15 protein-coding genes are annotated in these 21467 nt (G+C 71.0%); 5 read left to right on the top strand and 10 right to left on the bottom strand.

All coding sequences use genetic code 11. The features are described 5' to 3' along the window. The 3 genes from EYQ95_RS20675 to mutM all read right to left on the bottom strand — a co-directional run. A partial coding sequence (locus tag EYQ95_RS20675) for a serine/threonine-protein kinase (protein WP_132330037.1) occupies window positions 1-2525 on the bottom strand: 2525 nt, incomplete at its 3' end. 12 nt (window positions 2526-2537) lie between these two features. Next, window positions 2538-3110, bottom strand: a complete 573-nt coding sequence (locus EYQ95_RS20670) for an ECF-type sigma factor (protein WP_132330035.1) — start codon at window positions 3108-3110, stop codon at window positions 2538-2540. Window positions 3111-3201: 91 nt separating this feature from the next. Then, on the bottom strand, window positions 3202-4011 hold the full coding sequence (gene mutM / locus EYQ95_RS20665) for a bifunctional DNA-formamidopyrimidine glycosylase/DNA-(apurinic or apyrimidinic site) lyase (protein ID WP_132330033.1): 810 nt from the start codon (window positions 4009-4011) through the stop codon (window positions 3202-3204). Between the two features lie 214 nt (window positions 4012-4225). On the opposite strand from mutM, the gene EYQ95_RS20660 reads away from it, so the two are divergent. Continuing rightward, window positions 4226-5440, top strand: a complete 1215-nt coding sequence (locus tag EYQ95_RS20660; protein ID WP_132330031.1) for an acyl-CoA desaturase — start codon at window positions 4226-4228, stop codon at window positions 5438-5440. Continuing rightward, window positions 5409-5846, top strand: a complete 438-nt coding sequence (locus tag EYQ95_RS27110; protein ID WP_132330029.1) for an EF-hand domain-containing protein — start codon at window positions 5409-5411, stop codon at window positions 5844-5846. The genes EYQ95_RS20660 and EYQ95_RS27110 overlap by 32 nt, the downstream gene beginning before the upstream one ends. Before the next feature lie 12 nt (window positions 5847-5858). On the opposite strand, the gene uvrD is transcribed toward EYQ95_RS27110, so the two are convergent. Beyond that, on the bottom strand, window positions 5859-8036 hold the full coding sequence (gene uvrD, locus EYQ95_RS20650) for a DNA helicase II (protein WP_132330027.1): 2178 nt from the start codon (window positions 8034-8036) through the stop codon (window positions 5859-5861). A 171-nt stretch (window positions 8037-8207) separates the two neighbouring features. Between uvrD and EYQ95_RS20645 the strand changes: the two genes are divergently transcribed. Continuing rightward, entirely contained in the window at window positions 8208-10481 is a 2274-nt protein-coding gene (locus EYQ95_RS20645) for a S9 family peptidase (protein ID WP_132330025.1), read from the top strand. A gap of 47 nt (window positions 10482-10528) precedes the next feature. On the opposite strand, the gene EYQ95_RS20640 is transcribed toward EYQ95_RS20645, so the two are convergent. Continuing rightward, on the bottom strand, window positions 10529-13501 hold the full coding sequence (locus EYQ95_RS20640) for a DEAD/DEAH box helicase family protein (RefSeq protein ID WP_132330023.1): 2973 nt from the start codon (window positions 13499-13501) through the stop codon (window positions 10529-10531). Further along, on the bottom strand, window positions 13498-15495 hold the full coding sequence (locus tag EYQ95_RS20635; RefSeq protein WP_132330021.1) for a site-specific DNA-methyltransferase: 1998 nt from the start codon (window positions 15493-15495) through the stop codon (window positions 13498-13500). The genes EYQ95_RS20640 and EYQ95_RS20635 overlap by 4 nt, the downstream gene beginning before the upstream one ends. 87 nt (window positions 15496-15582) lie before the next feature. Here EYQ95_RS20635 and EYQ95_RS20630 point away from each other — a divergent pair, with 87 nt between their 5' ends. After that, window positions 15583-15981, top strand: a complete 399-nt coding sequence (locus tag EYQ95_RS20630) for a helix-turn-helix transcriptional regulator (protein ID WP_132330019.1) — start codon at window positions 15583-15585, stop codon at window positions 15979-15981. A 16-nt stretch (window positions 15982-15997) separates the two neighbouring features. Here the strand turns inward: EYQ95_RS20630 and EYQ95_RS20625 are convergent, their stop codons facing one another. Beyond that, on the bottom strand, window positions 15998-16408 hold the full coding sequence (locus EYQ95_RS20625) for a DUF1801 domain-containing protein (RefSeq protein ID WP_132330017.1): 411 nt from the start codon (window positions 16406-16408) through the stop codon (window positions 15998-16000). A 141-nt stretch (window positions 16409-16549) separates the two neighbouring features. Here EYQ95_RS20625 and EYQ95_RS20620 point away from each other — a divergent pair, with 141 nt between their 5' ends. Continuing rightward, on the top strand, window positions 16550-18346 hold the full coding sequence (locus EYQ95_RS20620; protein WP_243700018.1) for a DUF885 domain-containing protein: 1797 nt from the start codon (window positions 16550-16552) through the stop codon (window positions 18344-18346). Window positions 18347-18564: 218 nt separating this feature from the next. On the opposite strand, the gene EYQ95_RS20615 is transcribed toward EYQ95_RS20620, so the two are convergent. The 3 genes from EYQ95_RS20615 to EYQ95_RS20605 form a co-directional block, all read right to left on the bottom strand. Further along, window positions 18565-19890, bottom strand: a complete 1326-nt coding sequence (locus tag EYQ95_RS20615; protein ID WP_132330015.1) for an XVIPCD domain-containing protein — start codon at window positions 19888-19890, stop codon at window positions 18565-18567. Beyond that, window positions 19887-20564: a hypothetical protein gene (locus tag EYQ95_RS20610; protein WP_132330013.1), complete on the bottom strand. Its 678-nt coding sequence runs from the start codon at window positions 20562-20564 to the stop codon at window positions 19887-19889. Before EYQ95_RS20610 ends, EYQ95_RS20615 begins: the two co-directional genes overlap by 4 nt. Before the next feature lie 128 nt (window positions 20565-20692). Beyond that, window positions 20693-21376: a YdcF family protein gene (locus EYQ95_RS20605; RefSeq protein WP_165924805.1), complete on the bottom strand. Its 684-nt coding sequence runs from the start codon at window positions 21374-21376 to the stop codon at window positions 20693-20695. Window positions 21377-21467: the final 91 nt, after the last annotated feature.

Genomic DNA, 21467 nt, shown 5'->3' with positions numbered 1-21467 from the left:
GTGCGTGGATCGCGCGGGCCGTAGCCGGCTTCCAGGAAGTGCAGCGCGCGGCCCAGGCGAGCGATCGCGCCCGGCTGCCCGAGGGCGGCGTCGACCTCGCCCAGTGCCCGGTCGACCTCCGCCACCAGCGGGTCGGCCGCACCGGCGCTCGCGCTGCGCAGGGCGCGCGCCTCCAGCAGCAGCGGGCGTGCTTCCTCGCTGCGGCCTGCCTCGTGCAGCAGCTGTGCCTGGGCCAGCAGGCCGCGCACGGTGCGCGCGCCATCGCCGCTGCGGCGGGCGATGGCCGTCACCGCCCGGGCCGCGCCCAGGGCCGCGCCCAGGCGTTCGATCTGCCACTCCACCTGCGAGAGCGCCAGGTGGCTGTCGAAAAGCTCCGGGTGCAGGGTGCCGTACCGCGCGGCGAGCACGGCATGCCGGTGCCGCAGCGGCACCGCGGCGTCGCGGAAGCGCGACTGGTCGAGCAGCACGTCGGCCAGCTCGCGGCGTATGCCCAAGGTCACCGGATGCTGCGCGCCGTGCAGGTCCTGCGCGGCGGCCAGCGTGTCGACCAGGTGCACTTCGGCGCGGCCGGGATGGCCCTGCCGGCGCAGCACCGCGGCCATCTGCCGGCCGATGTCGACCTGCAGCGGATGCCGCGGCCCGGCCTCGGCCTCCAGCCGCGCCTGGGCGTCGCGATAGCCCACCAGCGCCTCGTGGGTGCGGCCGATGTCGGCCTGCAGCGCGGCCAGGTCGAGGCGGCTCTCGATCTCCTCCACGGCCGCGCCAGGCGTGCGTGTCTCGCGCCGCAGGGCGAGCGCCTGCTCGAACAGGCGCCGGGCGCCGTCGACATCGCCGCGGGCGCGCAGGCAGCGACCCAGTTGGGACTGGAACTCCGCCACCGACGCCGGCAGGTGGCGGCGCTCGCCCGCGGCCAGCGGCGCGAGCGGGATCATCGTGTCGATGCAGCCCTGAGCATCGCCCAGGCGGCGCAGCACCTGCCCGCGCTGGGCGGCCGCGTCGAGGCGCAGGCCGGCGGGCAGCGAGGGCAGCCGGGCCATCAGGGCGCTCTGGCGGTCGAGCAGCCGCTTGGCCTCGGCATCGTCGCCCAGCCCCATGCGCAGGCCGGCGATGACCCCCAGCAGTTCGGCCTGCGCGCGCGGCTGGCGCGCGAGTTCGCGGTCGCCGCGCGCGACCGCGCCGTCGAGCAGCGCGCGCAGGTCCAGCGCACGGTCGCCCGGGGTGCCGCCAGCCTGCTCGAACACGCCGACGATGAAGCCACGCATGGCCTGCGCGCGATGCGCCTCCTCCATCGCCTCGCGGCTCTGCCAGACCACCGCGCCCACCGCGATGGCCAGCACGCCCAGGGCCGCGCCGGCGGTGGCGATCGCCCAGCGATGCCGGCGCACGTATTTCTGCAGGCGGTACAGCGCGCCGACCGGCCGCGCGCGCACGGGCTGGCCGTCGAGGTGGCGCTGCAGGTCCTGGCTCAGCGCCTCCACCGAGGGATAGCGCTGCTCGGGCGCCTTGCACAGCGTCTTGAGCACGATGTTGTCGAGGTCGCCCATCAGGCGCCGCGCGCGGCGACGCAGGGCCTGGCGCTGGACGCGGTCGGCCTTGAGCTCGGACTGGCGAAGCAGCATCTGCGAGGGCCGCACGGGGTCGTGCGCGAGGATGGCCTCCTCCCACTCGGCATCGGACTGGCGCTTGAGCCGGTAGGGCTTCAGGCCGGTCAGCAGTTCGTAGAGCACGACGCCCAGCGAGTAGACGTCGGTCATCGTGGTGACCGGGCCGCCACGGATCTGCTCGGGCGCGGCGTAGTGCAGGGTGAAGGCGCGCGTGCCGGTGCGGGTGGCGTCGCGCGGTGCCGCGCCGTCGAGCAGCTTGGCGATGCCGAAGTCCAGCAGGCGCACCTGGCCGTCGGCGGTCACCAGGATGTTCGACGGCTTGAGGTCGCAGTGCACGACCAGGTTGGCATGCGCATGCGTGACCGCTTCGCAGACCTGGCGGAACATGCGCAGGCGCGTGGGCAGCGGCACGTCCAGGCGCTGCCAGTAGCGGGTGATCGGCTCGCCCTCGACGTATTCCAGCGCGAGGTAGGGCACGCCCTCGGCGCTGATGCCGGCATCGAGCAGGCCGGCGATGTGCGGGTGCGCAAGGCGCGCCAGGATCTCGCGCTCGCGGGCGAAGCGCATGCGCAGGGAGCGGTCGGCCAGGCCCGGACGCAGCAGCTTGAGCGCGACCCGGCGCTGGTACAGCCCGTCGGCGCGCGAGGCCCGCCAGACCTGGCCCATGCCGCCTTCGCCCAGCAGCGCCTCCAGCCGGTAGGGGCCGACCTCGCTGCCTTCGCGCAGCGCGCGCGGCACCACCAGGGGCTGGGCGAGGAAATCCTCGCGGCCGGCTTCCAGCGCGAGCATGCGGGCGAGCTCGGCGGCGAGCGCGGCGTCCTGCAGGGCGATCTCGTCCAGCCTCCGCGCCCGCGCGGGCGCGGGCAGCTCGAGCAGGGCGTCGAGATGGGGAGACAGCTGCAGCCAGCGCGCGGCGTCCATTAAAGCGCGGGGTCAGGCGGCCTGTTCGTCGTCCAGGCTGGCCAAAAGGAACATGCGCGCCTTCTGCCAGTCGCGGCGGATGCTGCGCTCGGAGCGGTCCTGCAGCGCGGCGATCTCCAGCTCGGACAGGCCGCCGAAATAGCGCAGTTCCACCACCTGCGCCAGCCGCGGGTCGACCGCGGCCAGGCGGTCGAGCGCGCGGTCGAGCGCGAGCAGGTCCTCGTCCAGGCGGATGCCGCCCTCGGCGTCCTCGGGCAGCTCGGTCACGCGCTCCATGTCGCCGCCGCGCTTGACCGCCAGGCGCTGGCGCACGTGGTCGACCACCACGCTGCGCATGGCCGTGGCCGCGTAGGCGAAGAAATGCGCGCGGTCGCCGAAGCGCGCGTTCGAGCTGCCCACGAGCTTGAGGTAGGCCTCGTGCACCAGCGCGGTGGCGTCGAGCGTCTGTTCCTGCGCGCCGGCGAGCTGGCGCCGCGCCATGGCGTGCAGCTCCTCGTACAGCGCGCCGAGCACGCGGTCGAGCGCCTCGCGGTTGCCGTCGCGGGCGGCATCGAGCCACTGGGTGATGTCGGCGCTGTCGTTCATGGCCTTCCGTCCGGTCCGCCGACTATACGCCCCCGCCCGGGGCCCGCCCCCGGGCCATTGGACATGGGTCGCCATGCCCGGCGACGCGCGTTCAGCGCTGGCAGGCGGGGCACCAGACGCTCGCGCGCTGGCCGATGCTCTCGTGCCGGAGCCGGCGGCCGCAGGCGCGGCAGGGCTGGCCGCCGCGTCCGTACACCGACAGCTCCTGCTCGAAGTAGCCCGGCGCGCCGTCGGGGCTGATGAAGTCGCGCAGCGTGGTGCCGCCGCGTTCGATGGCATGGGCCAGGACCGCCTTCACCGCATCGGCAAGCCGCGCGTAGCGGTCGCGCGAGATCCGGCCGGCCTCGCGCAGTGGCGAGATGCCGGCCATGAACAACGCTTCCGCCGCGTAGATGTTGCCCACGCCGACCACCACCGCCTGGTCCATCAGGAACGTCTTCACCGGCGCGCGTCGACCGCGCGATGCGCGGTACAGGTAGTCGCCGTCGAAGGCGTCCGACAGCGGCTCGGGCCCCAGCCCGGCCAGCAGCGCGTGCGTGGTCCCCGGCGCCTGCCACAGCAGGCAGCCGAAGCGCCGCGGGTCGTTGAAGCGCAGCACGCGACCGTCGTCCAGCGCGAGGTCGACATGGTCATGCGCGCGCAGCGGTGTACCACCGGGCAGCACGCGCAGCGAGCCGGACATGCCCAGGTGCAGCAGCGCGCTGCCCGCGGCCGTGTCCAGCAGCAGGTACTTGGCGCGACGGCGCACCGCGTCCACGCGCTCGCCGCGCAGCCGCAGCACGGCGGGCGGGATCGGCCAGCGCAGGTCGGGCCGGCGCAGCACCACGTCCTCGACGCGGCGACCGGTGACGTGCGGCGCCAGGCCGCGGCGCGTGGTCTCGACTTCGGGCAGTTCGGGCATCGCGCGATGCAGGTATGGAGGCCTGAACCCACATGGCGACGCTCCCGTTCCGACACAAGCAGGCGGCCGCCTTCACGCAGGATCGAGGCCTTCGCGTGCATGAACCGTAGCCGCCTGCTCACTTTCATCCACGGCGCGGCGCGGAGCGGGATGGCATCATGCAGGCGTCGCGCGCGCGACACGGCCGCGAGGCCGCTTCATCCCGGAGTATCCGATGTCTGTTCCGTTCACCGATTTCCTGGCCGGCGGCCTTATGCAGCTGGGCTGGGGATCGATGCTGGTCTACCTGCTTGTCGCCACCCAGCTCACGATCTTCACCGTCACCCTCTACCTGCACCGCTCGCAGGCGCACCGCGCGGTGGACTTCCACCCGGTGCTGGCGCACTTCTTCCGTTTCTGGTGCTGGCTCACCACCTCCATGATCACCAAGGAGTGGGCGGCGATCCACCGCAAGCACCACGCCAAGTGCGAGACGGAAGAGGATCCGCATTCGCCGCAGATCAAGGGCATCGGCAAGGTGTTCTGGCAGGGCGTGGAGCTCTACCGCGAAGCGCGCTGGCAGCGCGAGGACATCGAGAAGTACGGCAAGGGCTGCCCGGACGACTGGATCGAGCGGAAGCTCTACACCCCGTACGCCACCTTCGGGCCGACGCTGCTGCTGTTCATCAGCTTCGCGCTGTTCGGCTTCAAGGGCGTGGCCGTGTGGGCGATCCAGATGGCCTGGATCCCGTTCTGGGCCGCCGGCGTGGTCAACGGCCTGGGCCACTGGTGGGGCTATCGCAACTTCGAGACCACCGATACCGCCACCAACCTCTCGCCCTGGGGCCTGTGGATCGGCGGCGAGGAGCTGCACAACAACCACCACGCCTTCCCGTCGTCCGCCAAGTTCGCGCTGCGCAAGTGGGAGTTCGACATCGGCTGGGCGGCGATCGTCGTGCTGCAGAAGCTCGGCCTGGCGAAGGTGCTGCGCGTGGCGCCCACGCTCGACGTGCGCCCCAACATCAACGTGCCCGATGCGGAAACGCTCAAGGCGCTGCTGGCCATCCGCTTCCAGGCGATGACCGACTACTACCGCACCGTGACGCTGCCGGCGCTGCGCGAGGAGGCCGCGGCCATGAACGCCAAGGCCCGCCACCTGCTTCCCGGCAAGCTGCGCCGCGGCCTGGCCGATGGCGGCCGCTGGCTGGACGAGGAGAAGCGCGCGCGGCTGGCCGCCTTCATCGCCGAACGCCCGCGCCTGGCGACGGTGGCCGAGTACCGCGCGCGCCTGGCGCAGGTGCTGGACGAGCGCTCGCACGATGCCAAGGCCACGCTCGCGCGCCTGCATGCCTGGTGCCAGGAGGCCGAGGCCAGCGGCATCGCCTCGCTGCAGCAGTTCTCCGCGCGCCTGAAGGGCTATGCGCTGGCGCCCGCGGCCGCGGCGGCCTGACCCGCAAGACCGCTGCGGCGCGCCGCGCTGCAGGCACGGGGCCGCGCCAGCCGGCGCGGCCCTTTTCCTGTCGCTGATCGTTGCCGCGTGGGGCAGCGCCGCCCTCGCGACGCCGCCCGCGCACACGCCGACGGTCATCACGTCCGGCGACTACCTCGCCCGCATGGATACCGACCGCGACGGTCGCGTTTCCCTGCCCGAGTTCCAGGCCTGGATGGGCTACGCCTTCGAGCGCATGGACGTCGACCGCGACGGCATCGTGGAGACGCATGAGCTGCCGGGCGGCCGCGGAAAGCCGATCGCGCTGGACGAGCACCGGCGCGTGCTGGCCGAGCGCTTCGCGCGGCAGGACCGCAACGGCGACGGCGTCCTCGACGCCCGCGAACTGGCCGCGCCGCCGCGCTGAAGCGCCGCGGCGTCAGGCCTTCTGCAGGTTCGCGAACGCCGCCACCAGCCACTTGCTTCCCGCCTCGTCGAAGTTCACCTGCACGCGCGCGTGCGCGCCGCTGCCTTCGGCGTCGGTGACGATGCCGGTGCCGAAGGTGGGATGGCGCACGGCGGTGCCCAGCGCGAAGGCCGGCGCCTCGACCGCGGGCGCGCTGTTGCGCGGGCGGGCGAACCATTCCAGCGGGCGCGAGACCTGCACCTTGGGGCGGATCTCGTGCACCAGCGTCGAGGGAATCTCGCGCAGGAAGCGCGAGGGCATGCCGTACATGTCCATGCCGTGGATGCGCCGGGCCTCGGCGTAGCTGAGCACCAGCTTCTCGCGCGCGCGGGTGATGCCCACGTAGGCCAGGCGCCGCTCCTCCTCCATGCGCCCGGCTTCCTCGGCCGAGCGGTTGTTGGGGAACAGGCCTTCCTCCAGGCCGACCAGGAAGACCAGCGGGAACTCCAGGCCCTTGGCGCTGTGCAGCGTCATCAGCTGGATGCCGTCCTCGTTGGCGCGCGCCTGGCCCTCGCCGGCCTCGAGCGCGGCATAGGACAGGAACGCGACCAGCTCCGGCAGCTCGGGCTCCTCGTCGTCGTCCTCGCGGTAGTTGAAGCGCGAGGCCACCGACACGAGCTCGTCGAGGTTCTCGATGCGCGAGTCCAGCTGGCCCTTCTGCTCGCGCGCGTAGAACTCGCGTAAACCCGATCGCAGCAGCACGTGGTCGATCTTCTCCGGCAGCGAGCGCTCGGCGCATTCGAGCTCGAGCTCGTCGATGAGCCGCAGGAACGCGGCCAGCGCGTTGCGCGCGCGCGCGGCCAGCGCGGTGCCGGTCGTGAGCTTCATCGCCGCCACCGCCAGCGGGAAACCCTCGGCGCGCGCGAGCCTGCGCACCTCGTCCAGCGTGCGCTCGCCGATGCCGCGCGCGGGCGTGTTGACGGCGCGCTCGAAGGCGGCGTCGTCGGCGCGGCTGGCGATGAGCCGCAGGTAGGCCAGCGCGTCCTTGATCTCGGCGCGCTCGAAGAAGCGCAGGCCGCCGTAGATGCGGTAGGGCAGCTGCTCGGCGATCAGCACTTCCTCGAACGCCCGCGACTGTGCGTTGCTGCGGTAGAGGATGGCGACGTCGCGCCAGCTGCCGCCGGCGTTGACCCACGCGCGTGCGCGCTCGACGACGAAGCGCGCCTCGTCGATCTCGTTGTAGGCCGCATACAGGTCGATGGGCTCGCCGGTGCCCGAATCGGTCCACAGCTTCTTGCCCAGTCGGTCGGGGTTGTGGGCGATGACCGCGTTGGCGGCGTCGAGGATGTTGGCACTCGACCGGTAGTTCTGCTCGAGACGGATGGTCTTTGCGCCATCGAAGTCGCGCAGGAACCTCGAGACGTTCTCCACTTTCGCGCCACGCCAGCCGTAGATGGCCTGGTCGTCGTCGCCCACCACGAAAACCTGCCCGCTGTCGCCGGCCAGCACGCGCACGAAGGCGTACTGGATGTCGTTGGTGTCCTGGAACTCGTCCACCAGGATCTGCCTAAAGCGCGCGCGGTAGTGCGAGAGCAGCGCCGGCGAGTCGCGCAGCAGCTCGTGCGCGCGCAGCAGCAGCTCGGCGAAGTCGACCAGGCCCGCGCGGTCGCAGCGCTCCTGGTAGGCCGCGTAGACACGGCGCATCACGTCGGTCCATTCGTCCTCGCCGCCCTGGATGTGCTGCGCGCGGCGGCCCTCGTCCTTGCGCGCGTTGATCCACCAGGCGATCTGCCGCGGCGGGAAGCGCGTCTCGTCGATTTCCAGGCCCTGCATCACGCGCTTGATCAGGCGCAGCTGGTCGTCCGAATCCAGTACCTGGAAGCTGTCGGGCAGGCGCGCCTCGGAAAAATGCAGGCGCAGCAGGCGGTGCGCGAGGCCGTGGAAGGTGCCCAGCCACATGCCGCGGGCGCCGTTGGGCAGCTGCATGTCCACGCGGTGGCGCATCTCCGCCGCGGCCTTGTTGGTGAAGGTGACCGCGAGGATGCCGTGGATCGGCACCCGCTCGACCTCGTGCAGCCAGGCGATGCGGTGGGTGAGCACGCGGGTCTTGCCGGAGCCGGCGCCGGCCAGCACCAGGTAGTGGCCGAGCGGCGCGCAGACGGCCTCGCGCTGCGCGGGGTTCAGCGCGTCGAGCAGGTGGGAGACATCCATGGCGACAGTGTATCGGGCGCCCGTCGCGCGCCGGTTCGCGTCAGTGGCCGGTGCGGCTGCGGCGCGGAGGCCTGCTGGATCCGGCGCGCCTTGGCCAGGCGTGAAGATTCCGCTGCGCCCATGCCGCGCGAATGCCTACACTCGCCCGGTCCTCCGCGATCGTGCCCTTCCATGACCGCCCTCCGGCTCGCCGCCGCCCTTGCCCTCCTGCTCGTGACCTCCAGCCCGATGTCCGTTGCCGCGCCCGCCGCCCCCGCGCGCGGCCTCACCCTCGAAGCCCTGGCCGGCGATGCGCCGCTGTCGGGACCCAGCCTGCTCAAGCCCAAGGTTTCGCCCGACGGCGTCCGCGTGACCTTCCTGCGCGGCAAGGAGCGCGACCGCAACCGCCTGGACCTGTGGGAGTACGACGTCGCCAGCGGACAGACCCGCCTGCTGGTGGACGCCGACGACGTGCTGCCCGGCCCGGAAGTGCTCAGCGACGAGGAGAAGGCACGCCGCGAGAGGCAGCGCACCGCCGCGCTGTCGGGCATCGTCGACTACCACTTCGCCCCCGACGGCCGCGCGCTGCTGTTCCCGCTGGGCGGCGAGCTCTATCTCTACGACCTCGGCCAGTCCGGCAAGGCCGCGGTGCGCAGGCTCACCAACGGCGAGGGCTTCGCGACCGATCCGAAGATCTCGCCGGCCGGCCGCTTCGTCAGCTTCATCCGCGCCCGCAACCTGTGGCTGATCGAGCTCGCCAGCGGCCGCCAGGTCCAGCTCACCTTCGACGGCAGCCAGACGATCGGCAACGGCGTGCCCGAGTTCGTCGCCGACGAGGAGATGGGCCGCCACACCGGCTACTGGTGGGCGCCGGACGACTCGGCGATCGCCTATGCGCGCATCGACGAATCCGGCGTGCCGATCCAGAAGCGCTACGAGGTCTATCCCGACCGCACCGAAGTGGTGGAGCAGCGCTACCCCGCCGCCGGCGATCCGAACGTGCGCATCTCGCTGCACGTCGTGCGAACCGATGCGCCCGCCGACCGCGCGGCGATCGCCGCCGCCACGCGTGAGATCGACCTCGGCCCGAACCCGGACATCTACCTCGCCCGCGTGAACTGGCGCGATCCCCGCCGCCTGACCTTCCAGCGCCAGAGCCGCGACCAGAAGACGCTGGAGCTGATCGAGCACGACCTCGCCACGGGGCGCCAGCGCACGCTGGTCACCGAGCGCTCGAAGACCTGGGTGCCGCTGCATGACGACCTGCGCTTCCTCAAGGACGGCTCGCTGCTCTGGGCCAGCGAGCGTAGCGGCTTCGAGCACCTGTACGTGATCGATGCCAGGGGCCGCGCACGCGCGCTCACCTCGGGCAACTGGCCGGTGGACGGCGTGCTCGCCATCGACGAAGCCGCGGGCTTCGTGTACTTCGCGGCCGGCAGGGAATCGCCGACCGAGTCGCACGTCTATCGCGTGCCACTGGCGGGCGGTGCGATCGAGCGCCTGTCGACCACGCCCGGCATGCACGCGGCCAGCTTCGCCTCCAATGCGAGCGTCTACGTCGACAGCTGGTCGAACCCGGCCACGCCGCCCCAGCTCACCCTGCATCGCAACGACGGCACGCCGATCACCGCACTGGTGAAGAACGAGCTGGACGACCCGGCGCATCCCTACGCGTCCTACCGCGCCGCGCACCGGCCCATCGAGTACGGCACGGTGAAGGCCGCCGACGGCCGCACGGACCTGCACTACAGCCTGATCAGGCCCGCGGGCTTCGACCCCGCGCGCCGCTATCCGGTGGTGGTGTTCGTCTACGGCGGCCCCGCCTCGCAGACCGTGCGCAACGTCTGGGCACCGGACTTCAACCAGTACCTCGCCCAGCAGGGCTACGTGGTGTTCTCGGTCGACAACCGCGGCACGCCGCGGCGCGGCGCGGCCTTCGGCGGCGCGCTGTACGGCCGGCAGGGCACGGTGGAGGTCGACGACCAGCGCGCGGCGCTGGCCTGGCTGAAGACGCAGCCCTGGGTGGACGGCGAACGCGTGGGGGTCTACGGCTGGTCCAATGGCGGCTACATGACGCTGATGCTGCTCGCCCGCGCACCGGCGGAATACGCCTGTGGCGTGGCCGGTGCGCCCGTCACCGACTGGGCGCTGTACGACACGCACTACACCGAGCGCTACATGGGCCTGCCGGACGCGAACCCGACGGGCTACAAGGCCGCGCGCGTGCTCGAGCACGTCGACGGGCTGGTCGGGCCCGAGGCACCGAGGCTGCTGCTCATCCATGGCATGGCCGACGACAACGTGCTGTTCTCCAACGCCACCGTGCTGATGAGCGCCCTGCAGCAGCGCGGGCAGCCCTTCGAGCTGATGACCTACCCGGGTGCCAAGCATGGCCTCAAGGGCGCCGACCTGCTGCACCGCCTGCGCATCACCGAGAACTTCTTCGACCGCTGCCTCAAGCGCTGATCGGTGCCGCCTTTGCCGTGCCCGTCGATATCGACGGGCGCGGTCGGTCAGGCACGGAACAGGTCGGACTGCGTGCTGGGGTCCGGCGCGGGCCGCACGCGGGAGAAGGCCAGCAGGTCCGCGAGCCGCGCGCCCTTGCGACGCCAGTCCTCGAACAGGGACTCGCCGACGAGGGCGTAATGCCATTCCCGGCCGTCGCGGTCGTACGGTGGCAGGCCATTGATGCGCGAGCACCAGGTGGCGGCCGCCCGGCGCTTGCGTTGCACGTTGGGGTGGCCGGTCTGCTCCTGCGCCTTGGTCTCGACCAGATAGATCGAGTCGGCGGTGCGCACCATGAAGTCGGGGAAGTAGAACGCGGGCAGCCCGTCCTCGCGCACATAGCGCAGGCGGGCGAATTCGTGCCGGCTCTCGCTGAGCTTGCAGAAGGCCTCCACACCGGCATCGGCCTGGCACCATTCGATGAAACCGCGCTCGAGCCCACCACTGCGTGCGGGCCAGCCCTGGCGCGGATAGATGCACTTGGTGACGTCCATGGACGTGCTCTCGCGCAGCGGGATCCGGTCCACCTCGGACAGCCGGCGATGGCGTACCTCCGTCTCCCCTGCGGTTCCGCGTTCCTCGGAGTTCACCAGCGCGAGCCCGAAGACGCGGACGATGTGGTCGATGACGGGCTGCAGGAGCAGCAGGCGCCAGCCTTCGTCCACCAGCGGCTCGAACGACTCGGCGAACAGGCGCTCGCGGATGTAATCATCGAGCGCCTGCGCAAGCACGGTGGTATTGACCTGCATATAGGGCGTGGCCAGGTGCTCGGCAACGCGGTTGCCGCGCGGCAGCGGGCTGCTCAGGGCCTGCGCGACGCGTCGGGTCAGCCGCGACAGGTATTCGTTGTAGCCGCTGACGTTCATCACGCTGCCCTCGACGCGGTAGTCGCCGAAAAGCGTACTGCTCTGCAGGTCCTGCGATACGAACGTGTCGCCCTTGCCCAGTAGGCCCGCCAGCGCGGTGCGGCTCATCTGGCTGAAGGCGGGCAGCGCCTGCAGGTCGATCGGCAGGTGGTCGATGCTCTCGTCGACCTCGCGGAGGATGAAGGGAATACGGAAGTCGAAGGCTTCCCATCCTTCGCGCAGTTCGACATTGATCATGTCGCCGATGGCCCCGCCCTCGTCGTCGCCATGGCTGGACGAGCCGACCAGGCCATCGCGCATCAGCTCCTCGTAGAAGGCTTCGAACCGCGGATGCTCGACGATGGACAGGATGTCGATCAGGCTGCCGGGTTCCTCGCCCCGATCGATGCGCTCGCGGTTCTCGCGCTTGATGTCGTCGAATTCGGGCTCGCGCCACATGAGGCGCAAGCCGCGGCCGATGGTCTGCTCCAGCAGGATCTGCGCGCCACTGGCGCGGAGCGGCACGATCACGCAGATGTTGTTGACGTCGAATCCCTCGCGCAGCATCAGCACGCTGACGATCACGCGTGGCTGCGCGTGGCGGTCGACGTCGAAGAGGCGCTGGCGCAGCGGAGCCCAATCCTTCTCGCCCAGTTCCGCCTTGCGCCCGGAGTCGACGGTCAGCACGTCGTCCGCGTGCAGGCCTTCGTCCTCCAGGAACTGCGCGACCAGCGGGCTGACCGCGGTGTCCTCGCAAACCACCAGCATCTTCGGATGGCGGTTCGGATCGAGCGCGGCGAAGTCCTTCTCGAGCCGGCGCAGCTTGTGCAGGCCGGCACGCAGCATCACGCGCTGCCCATCCGACAGGCGCAGCGTGCCGTCCTCGTCGCGCTCGGCCTTGAAGTCCAGGGCCTCCAGCGGAATCGCGCCGATCTCGCGGCGCTTGTCGAGCACCAGCGACTTCACCAGGCCGGCGCGCATCGCCGATTTCAGATCGAAGTCCACCACGATGTGGGGAAACCAGACCTTCGTGCTGCCGGCGCCGCGGCCACGCCCGGGGCGCTCGTTGTAGGGGGTGGCCGAGAAGTCCACCTGCACGAACCGCCGGCCCTTGCCCTCGGCGATACGGCTCAGGCTCTTCTGCCATTCCACCTCGTCGGCCTCGCCGTCGCGGCGCAGTTCGTGGATGTGGTGGGCTTCGTCGTTGAACACGACGAGATCCGGCAGCGACTGCAGGAAGGCGATCACCCGCCCGCGCGCCCAGCGGGTGTCGAGTACGTCGAGGCTGTTGCCGGTCGCGCGCCCGGGCACCACCGGCAGCACATGGCGGACCACCTCGTGGGGATCGGACACGATGCCCGGGGCCTCGAGTGCCGCGTCCTCGGCCTCGGCTTCGGCCAGCTCGTCGCCGGTCTCCTGCAGCAGGTGCCAGTTGGTGACGGCGATCAGGCCGTTGCCGGTGGCCTTCAGGCCGATGTCCTGCTTGGCGCAGAAGTTGCCCTGCACGAACTGGCGCACGCGCTCGCGCCATGCCGGGGGCACGAATAGTTCGGCGTAGCGCTCGGTGTCGGAGGTGGAGAAGTCGCGCCCGCCGCCGCCTTCGCGCTCCTTGCCGAGGAAGGCGTCGAGCAGGCGCTCGTAGACGATCAGCCCCGGCGCCACGATCAGGAAGCGGCGGCTGAAGCGCGGGTCGTCGACGCCTTCCTCCAGCAGCACGGTGCGGTTGAGCACCTGCCAGACCAGCAGGGCCTGCAGCACCCAGGTCTTGCCGGTGCCGGTGGCCATCTTCAGGGCGTACTTCGGGTGCGCGTGCTTGGCCTGGGAGACCTCCGCGAGTCGGGTGCCCGTGAGCAGGGCGTCGGGGCAGACCTGCTCGTACAGGTTCTTCACGTCGTGGCTGCCCAGCACCTCATGCGCCACGATAGTGTTGAGGATGGCCTGCCGCTGGCCGGCGTGGAAATTGAAGCGGCGCGTCTGCCGCGCGTCGTCGCCGAACCACCAGCGCAGCAGCTCGGCGGTGACGGGCGTGACCAGCTCCAGGACGTCGGCGGTGCCGGCGTCGAGCCCGGCGCAGAGCTGCTCCGTACGCTTCGTGAGCGCTTTGGCGAGAATCAGCGGATCGTCCACGGCGGTCACGGCGTGAGCTCCGCGACCGTCTTCACCACCTCGGCCTCGAAACCGAACACGTCCACCACGCGCACGCAGATGCGCCGCTCGCCGGCCTTGCGCGGCACGCTGAAGCGGGCACGGTCGATCACGCGGAGCGCGTCGGCGTCGTTGGCGGTATTGCCGCGGTAGTCCTGCCAGACCGAGCGGAACACCTGCCCGTCGTAATCGGGGTCCACCGCCCAGTACTCGATCAGCGCCAGCGGCTCGGCGTTCATCACGCGCAGGAGCTTCTTCCGGTTCTCCTCGTCGAGGTTGATCGCCTCGGGCGAGAGCAGCACGTAGTTGTCGAGCGCGACCTCGATCCCCTCGTTGCCATCGGCTTCCGGATGGCGCGCGACCGACTTCAGCGTCACGTACTGCAGGCTGGCGAAACGCACCTGACCGCGCAGCTTTTCGATGCCGCCCTTCTTGCGCAGGCGGTCGAGCAGGTCCGGCGGAATCACCAGCACTTCCAGGCGCTCGTCGTTGAGCGCGGCCACGCTCTGGCCGATGCTCGGTTCGAAGTTCCAGCCAAGCACCACGACGCGATCCCAGCCACCGAGCAGGTTGTCGCGCAGCGCGACGGCCTTGCGCAGGGTGGCGTCGCCGGTGAGCTTGCTCGGCGCGTCGACCAGCACCAGCGTCTTCGTCCCGCCGAACGCGACGCTGCCGAGGTTGCGCAGCGGATTGTCGTCGGGCGGCAACGGAAGGGCGCCGTAGAGCGAGAGCACGATTGCGGAGAGATCGCCCACGCGGTAGTTGCGACCCAGATGCGTGCGCGCGGTTTCGACGTGGTAGTCGCCGATGGCCTGGTACAGGAAGGGCCGCGCGTCCTGGTCGATCAGGCGCTTGCGCATGATCATGCAGGCCGGCTTGCCGATGTCGCTGGTGATCCAGCGCCGGCCGAGCTTCTCGGCGACGGCGGCGGTGGTGCCGGAGCCGCCGTTGAAGTCGGCGACTAGGCCGCCCGTGGGGCAGGAATGGTCCAGTATCCGCTCCAGAAGCCGACCAGGCTTCTGCGTCTCGTACCCGGTCAGCTCCGAATGCTTCGCCTGATCGGCCTTGTATGCGCGAGGATCGGCATAGATCTGCTTGATATCGGTCCAGACCGTGGAGGCGGGCAAACCCTTGCTCTCATCCAGATACTGGCGGTCCACGATGTTGTTCCCGGAGTCATCCCTGCCTCGCAGCCTGATGCGATACCTCCGCCCGTCGTCATCGGTGTACTTGAACCAATCATCGATGTACTTCTGGTCGTACGGGAGAAAGATCTTCTTCGTATATCGACTGTCGTAGTTCTTGGCGTAGTGCAGGATGTACTCGTGGATCTTCACCATCTTCGGGCCGGCAGCGCGTCCGCCAGACGGCGATCCATAGGCCCAGATCACTTCCTGGACGAAGTTCCCCTTTCCGAAAATGTCGTCGAGAACCAACTTGACGTAATGGCTGACTTGGATGCCCAAGTGCACGTAGATCGACCCCGTTTCAGCCAGCAGCTCCCGCATCAGCACCAGCCGCGGCACGATCATCCGCAGGTATGAAGCGGTCCCGTCGGACCACGTGTCCGAATAGGCGAACTGCTCGATGACGGTGGGGCGCTGCTCGATCTCGGTACCGGGCAGCTGCACCTTGGTGCGGTAGTCGGCCTTGGAGTCGAAGGGCGGGTCGATGTAGATCAGGTCCACCGCGCCGCGCAGGCTCGGCGTGTCCTCGTCGCCCGCCAGCAGGGCGGCCATGGCGTGCAGGTTGTCGCCGTAGATCAGTCGGTTTACCCAGGCGCCGTCGGCCTGATCGCCGAGCCGCGCCGACCGCTGGGCCTGCGCGATCCAGTCGGCGGCGGCCACGTCGCGAGAAGGCAGTACCCACTCGCGCGTCTGCAGCCGCACGCGGTGCCGGCTTTCCAGCCCTTCGAGAATACGCTCGGCCTGCTTCCGGCCCTCCCTGACGATCTCGGGCAACTGTTCCAGCAAGGACTTCGCCATGACGCACCGCGGATTCACGTGATACGTGAATCATAGTTCACGCGAGACGGGAATCCGGGCCGTCGGTGCTGCGTAACTTCGCAGCCCATGAGCGACGAGCGCGGCGAGTTCTCGAAAAGGCTGGCGTCGGCGATGCGGGCGGCGGGTTGGGAGCCGCGCCCGGGCGTGCTGCTCAAGCACTTCAACAGCACCTATCACGGGCGCTCGGTGAGCTTCCAGACAGCGTCGCGCTGGCTCAACGGTGAGAGCCTGCCTGCACAGGAAAAATTGCAGGTGCTGGCGAAGCTCTACGGGGTCGCGCCGGAGGAGCTGCGTTTTGGATCGACCAGGGCGCGTCGCGTGGCCGATGCGCGCACCGACTGGCCTACCGACATGGCCGAGGTGGATCGAACCATGCTCCAGAGCTACCTCGGGCTCGGCACCGTCCAGCGCAGGCTGGTCCGGGAGCTGGTGGACGCGCTGGCGGGGAAGCTTCCGTCGAAGTAGGGGCCGCGACGGCCGGTCAGCAACGCGGCGAGACCGCCCGCACCGTGTCCACCGAGCGCCGGCAGAGCTCGCGCAGCACGTCCATGTCCACGTCGGCCAGGCGCTTGATGTACAGGCAGGACACGCCCAGCCGGTGCGGGCCCAGGCGCGCGAGCAGGCCGGCCTTGCCGTCGAAGTCCGGGGCGAGGTAGACCACCGTCTCGGCCTTGCGCGGGGAGAAGCCGATGACCGGCCAGTCGCCGGTCGGGCCGACGTGGCGGCCGAAGCCGACGATCGATGGCCCCCACATCACCGCCGGCTCGCCGCTGACCTCGCCCAGCATCTTCAGCATCGCCTGCGCGTCCCCGCGCCGCGCGGCCTGCGGCACGGCGGCGATGAAGGCCTCCGGTGGCACGTCGGTGGGGCGGGTCTTGGGCGAAGTGGCCATGGCGGTCTCCGGGGCGGCATCAGCCTGGCACGCCGGGCCGGGCCGCCGCGCACCGCCGGTCGCGTGGTGGGCCGTGACGTCCGGGGCATTGGCGGCCGCGCGCCGCCGCGCGATGCTGCCGGCTCGCCCAGGAGCCCCGCCATGCCCATGCCGCTCAAGCTCGCCCTTGCCGTCTCCCTCGCCCTGCTCGCGCCGGCCACGGTGCTGGCGCAGCCGGCCCCGGCAACGAAGGCCGCCGCGACTCCGGCGCCGGCATGGGTCGCCCGCAGCAACGAGCACGCCCGCGTGCTGCTGATGGCGCAGGCGCCGTTCCAGCCCGAGCAGCTCTCCTTCTTCGGCGTGCCCGGCTTCGACGACCAGGTCTTCGACTTCGGCCCGCGCTATGCCGAGCGCTTCCGCGAGGCCACCGCGAAGGCACGCGACGAGTTGCGCGCGCGGCTGGCCGTGGAGAAGGACCCGAACGTCCGCCAGGACCTCGAGATCCTCATCCAGGCCGCCAGCGACCAGATCGAGGCCAGCGAGATCAACCAGCGCCTGACGCGCCCGTGGGTGGACGTCGGCCAGACCGTCTTCCAGGGCCTGTCCGGCCTGCTCTCGGAGCAGACGCCGCCCGAGCGCCGCGCCATGGCGCTCAAGCGCCTGCAGCGCTACGTCGGCCAGGCCGAGGGCAGTACGGCGCTGGCCACGCTGGCGCGCCAGCGTTACGAGGAACGCGCCGAGAAGGGGCTGCTGCAGCCGACGAGGATCGAGGTGGAGCAGTCGCTCGCCAACCTCGACACCTACCGCAAGGGCATCGCCGACCTGTTCAAGAAGTACCGCATCGAGGCCGGCCCCGCGCTGGCCGAGCTCGACCGCCAGCTCGCCGACTACGCCAGGTGGACGCGCACCACCGTGCTGCCCGGCGCGCGCACCACCTACGAGCTGCCGCCGGAGCTCTACGCGCTCGCGCTCAAGAACGTCGGCATCGACATCGACCCGCGCGCGCTGATCGAGCGCGCGCAGCTGGAGTTCATGGAGACGCGCAACGCGATGCAGCAGATCGCGCCGCTGGTCGCGAAGGAGAAGGGCTTCAAGGAGACGGACTACGTCGCGGTGATCCGTGCGCTCAAGAAGGAGCAGATCCCCAACGACCGCCTCGAGGCGCACTACCGCGAGAACGTGATGCCGGTGCTGGAGCGCCAGATCGACGCCCACGACGTGGTCAGCCTGCCGCAGCGCCCCATGCAGATGCGCGTGGGCACGCCGGCCGAGAGCGCCGCGCAGCCCGCGCCGCACTTCCTGCCCGCGCCGCTGATCGGGAACACCGGCCAGCAGGGCACCTTCGTGCTGCCGCTGGGTAATCCCAACGCCGGCGCCGACGGCGCCTACGACGACTTCAACTACCCCGCCGCCGCCTGGACGCTCACCGCGCACGAAGGCCGGCCGGGCCACGAGCTGCAGTTCACCGCCATGGTCGAGCGCGGCGTCTCGCTGGCGCGCACGCTGTATGCGTTCAACTCGGTCAACGTCGAAGGCTGGGCGCTGTACGCCGAGGCCGAGATGGTTCCGTACGAGCCGCTCGAGGGCCAGCTGATCGCCCTGCAGTTCCGCCTGCTGCGCGCGGCGCGCGCCATGCTCGACCCCATGCTCAACCTCGGCCTGACCGACCGCGACACCGCCTTCAGGGTGCTGACCGAGCAGGTCGGCTTCTCCAAGGCGATGGCGCGGCAGGAGGTGGACCGCTACAGCGTGCGCTCGCCGGGCCAGGCCGGCAGCTACTTCTACGGCTACACCCAGATCATGCAGCTGCGCGCGGAAACCGAGCTCGCGCTGGGCGACAGGTTCGACCGCCAGCGCTTCAACGACTTCCTGCTCGACCAGGGCCTGCTGCCGCCGAAGCTACTCGCCAAGGCCGTGCGCGAGGTGTTCGTGCCGCGGGAGCGGGCGCGCAAGGGCTGACGCCGGCGGCGGGTGTACGCACGGACGCCCGCACGGCGCGGGCGCCCTCCGTTTCGGGTGACCGACGGATGCGGCGCGCCGAAGCGCGCAGGAACTTCGCTACGCGGCGTCCAGCAACGGCACGTGCAATGTGATCGCGTTGGCGGTGGCGAAGCGCCGCGCCCGCGAATCACGCCGCTTCCCTCGTGCGAGCGATGCGACCGCTGGGGGGGGGCGGCTCACATCGCCATCGCCGCTGCGCGCGGCCTCTCCGGCGCCTGCGTCTGGCTCCGCTGCATGTCCGCGGCCTCGCGATGCGCTTCCGCCGCGCGCAGCGATACGTCCACCGGCGTGGCCATGGCTTCGGCGGTCGACACCTGCACGGTGCGCGCGGCCGGATCGCCGACGCGGCCCTGCACGGCGAAGGCCGAGGCGCCCGCCGGCGCGTCGTGCGTCGCGCGGCTGAGCACCACCTCGTCGATGCGTGTCAGGCCAGCCTCGCGGGCGTGGCGGTACAGGCTCGCCGCCAGCCGCGCGCTCGATTCGTCGGGCACCCGGCCCAGGCGCGCCTCGAGCGCATGTACGCCGCGCTCGGCCTGCTCGTGCAGCGGGTCGCGCCGCGCGCCGGTCTCGGCGGCAGGGATCCGGCACAGGCCCGGCTCGAAGGCCGACGGCGGCGCCGGATCGGGCCGCGGCCGGCCGAGCAGCCGGCCGCCGAGGTCCAGCGCGCCGTCCACGGCATTGCGCGGCAGGGCGAGTAGGCCGTGCGCGCGCGCCACGTCGCGGCGGTAGTCGCCGATCATGTCGGCGTTCGCCTGCGCGCGCGCCGCGTTCTCAGGGCTGATGACCGACGCGCGGTCTTCGCCGGCGACGAAGTTGTCGATGAAGTGCGCGCGCAGCCCCACGCCTGCGGCCACGCCGGCGGCGTTGCGTACGTCGGGGAAGCCGGCGCCGTTCTCGTAGCCGTGCCGCCGCAGCGCGGCGATGTCGATCTCGTGCGCGTAGAGGCGCACTTCGCCGATGTGGCGGGACGCCGCGCTGACGAAATCGGTTGCACGAACGTGGTTGAGGATGTCGGGATCGCGCGTCGGGTAATCGGCCGTAAGCCCGGCCGCGCCGTAGGCGTTGAACGTCTCGGCGCGCAGGCCGAGCCGGTGGGCGCTCATCTGGGCTAGCGTGCCGCCGAGGGAGTGGCCGGTGACGGTGATGGAGGGCACCTGGCAGCGTTCCGAGTTCTGCTCGGCGGCGAAGTCGACGGCACGCTGCGTCAGCCTGATCGCGGCCGCCTGCTGGACGTTGCGGCCCACGAGCACCATGCCGGCATCGGTGACCAGCCCGTCGCGCAAGGCCTCGCGGTCGAACTCGGTGCCGCGGTGCGACACGATGACGTCGCCGGAGTCCTTGCGCTGGAAGACGGTGCCCTGATATCCGGTCGCGGTGCTCTCGTGCGCGATGATGCGGTAATGGATGCCGCCGACCAGTACGCCGTCCTTGAGTTCGTCGTCGGTGAACGTCCTGTACGCAGCCTGCGCCAGCGCGGCCAGCTCGTCCGTCGAGGGCGTCACGGCTCAAGCCTCTCGATGTCGAATGCGAAGGAGAAGAGTCGCGCCCGATACTCGAGGCGGAACTTCGTCGGATCGGCTTCGCCGAACTCCGGGTAGTCCGCGAAGGCCGCCGCCCGCGGATAGCGCGTCGGCGAAAAGAAAACACGGATCGGAGCGGCCTTGATCAGGTCTTCGCGGAAGATCGCCTCCGTGTAGCGCGTTTCGCCCGCAGCACCCGTCGGGACGGCCCGGAAGCCGACGGTGATGAGAGCCCACTTGCACACGCCCAGGCCGTAGTAGTCGTCCGGAAGGAACAGGTCGTCGTGGACCACCGTCCTGTAGGTATCGGGGCCGATGCGGGTGAGCGTGAGGGGGACCGACTGCGTGACCTGCAGGCGCACGCCCGACATCGTGCCGCGGCGGGGAAGGCAGCGATCATCGAGGACGTCGTACGACACACCGGCCGTCACCACGTTGAGGGGACCCGGCGCGTTCTCGATGCGCAAGGTGATCTGGTACGGCACCGCCTTTGGATTCCTCCGCGGCACCGGCGGCTTCGCGCCGGGCTGGGTCTCGTTCGGGCGTTCGGGCGGGTAGGGTTCGCGCGGGGCGTCGTCCATGGCGGGATTGGCGCAGGCGGCTGCGGTCGCCAGGACGGCACCGGCGAGCAGCATTCGGGCGAAGGGGCGGGTCATGGAGTGTCCGTCTCCGTGGGAGTGCGCCGTCCGGCGCGTGCGTCGTCTCGCGACGCGAGGACCCTAACGCATCGCGCTCCCGGCGGGAATCGGATTTCCCCGCGTCGGCGCGTTCGGCGCCGGGCGCCTCAGGTCACCCGCGCCAGCATCCGCTGATTGCGCGTGAGCCGCGCCCAGCGCGTGCCGATGTCGACCCAGCAGACGTAGGCGGCTTCGCCCGCCAGTCGCAGCCAGGACCGCGGGTGCATGGGCAGGCGCGGTTCGGCGGCGCAGAGTTCGACGTCGAAGCCCAGCTGGCGCGCGAACAATGCGCAGCGTGCGAGGTGGTAGCGGTTGGACAGCAGCGTGACGCGCTCGCGCACCGCGTCGCCGAGCATCTGCCGCGCATTGCGCAGGTTCTGCAGGGTGTCGCGCGAGGCGGATTCGAGCTGCAGCGGCGCATCGGGCGAGAGGCCGCGGGCGATCAGCGCGTCGCGGGCGATCTCGGCCTCGGTCGGCTCGCCCTGCGCGCCGCCGCCGAGCAGCACGACGTGCCGGGGTGCGCGTTCGCGCCAGAGGTTCACCGCGCGGTCCAGCCGCGCCTGGAAGTCGGCGTCGATGCGCCCGCCCGGTGCGTGCTTGCCGAACAGCAGCACGCGTTCGGCGCGCTCGGGCGCGCAGGGCGCACCGCGGGCGGTGCGCACCACGTGCACGAAGTAGCCGACGTACACCAGCCCGGCCGTGAGCACGCACGCAGCGAGCGTCACGACGCCCGTATGCAGGACATCGCGGTCGCCGAACAGTGAGAGCTGGTGGGCCGTGCGCGTGGACATGGCGGAACCGTTCAGCCGGGCCGCGCCCGGCGCCGCAAGCATACGGCCCGGCGGGGCCGGCGAAGTCGGACGGCTGGCATACTTCCGGACC

This window comes from Lysobacter sp. N42 (assembly GCF_004344885.1).
This window is presented reverse-complemented; position numbering and strand designations above follow the sequence as displayed.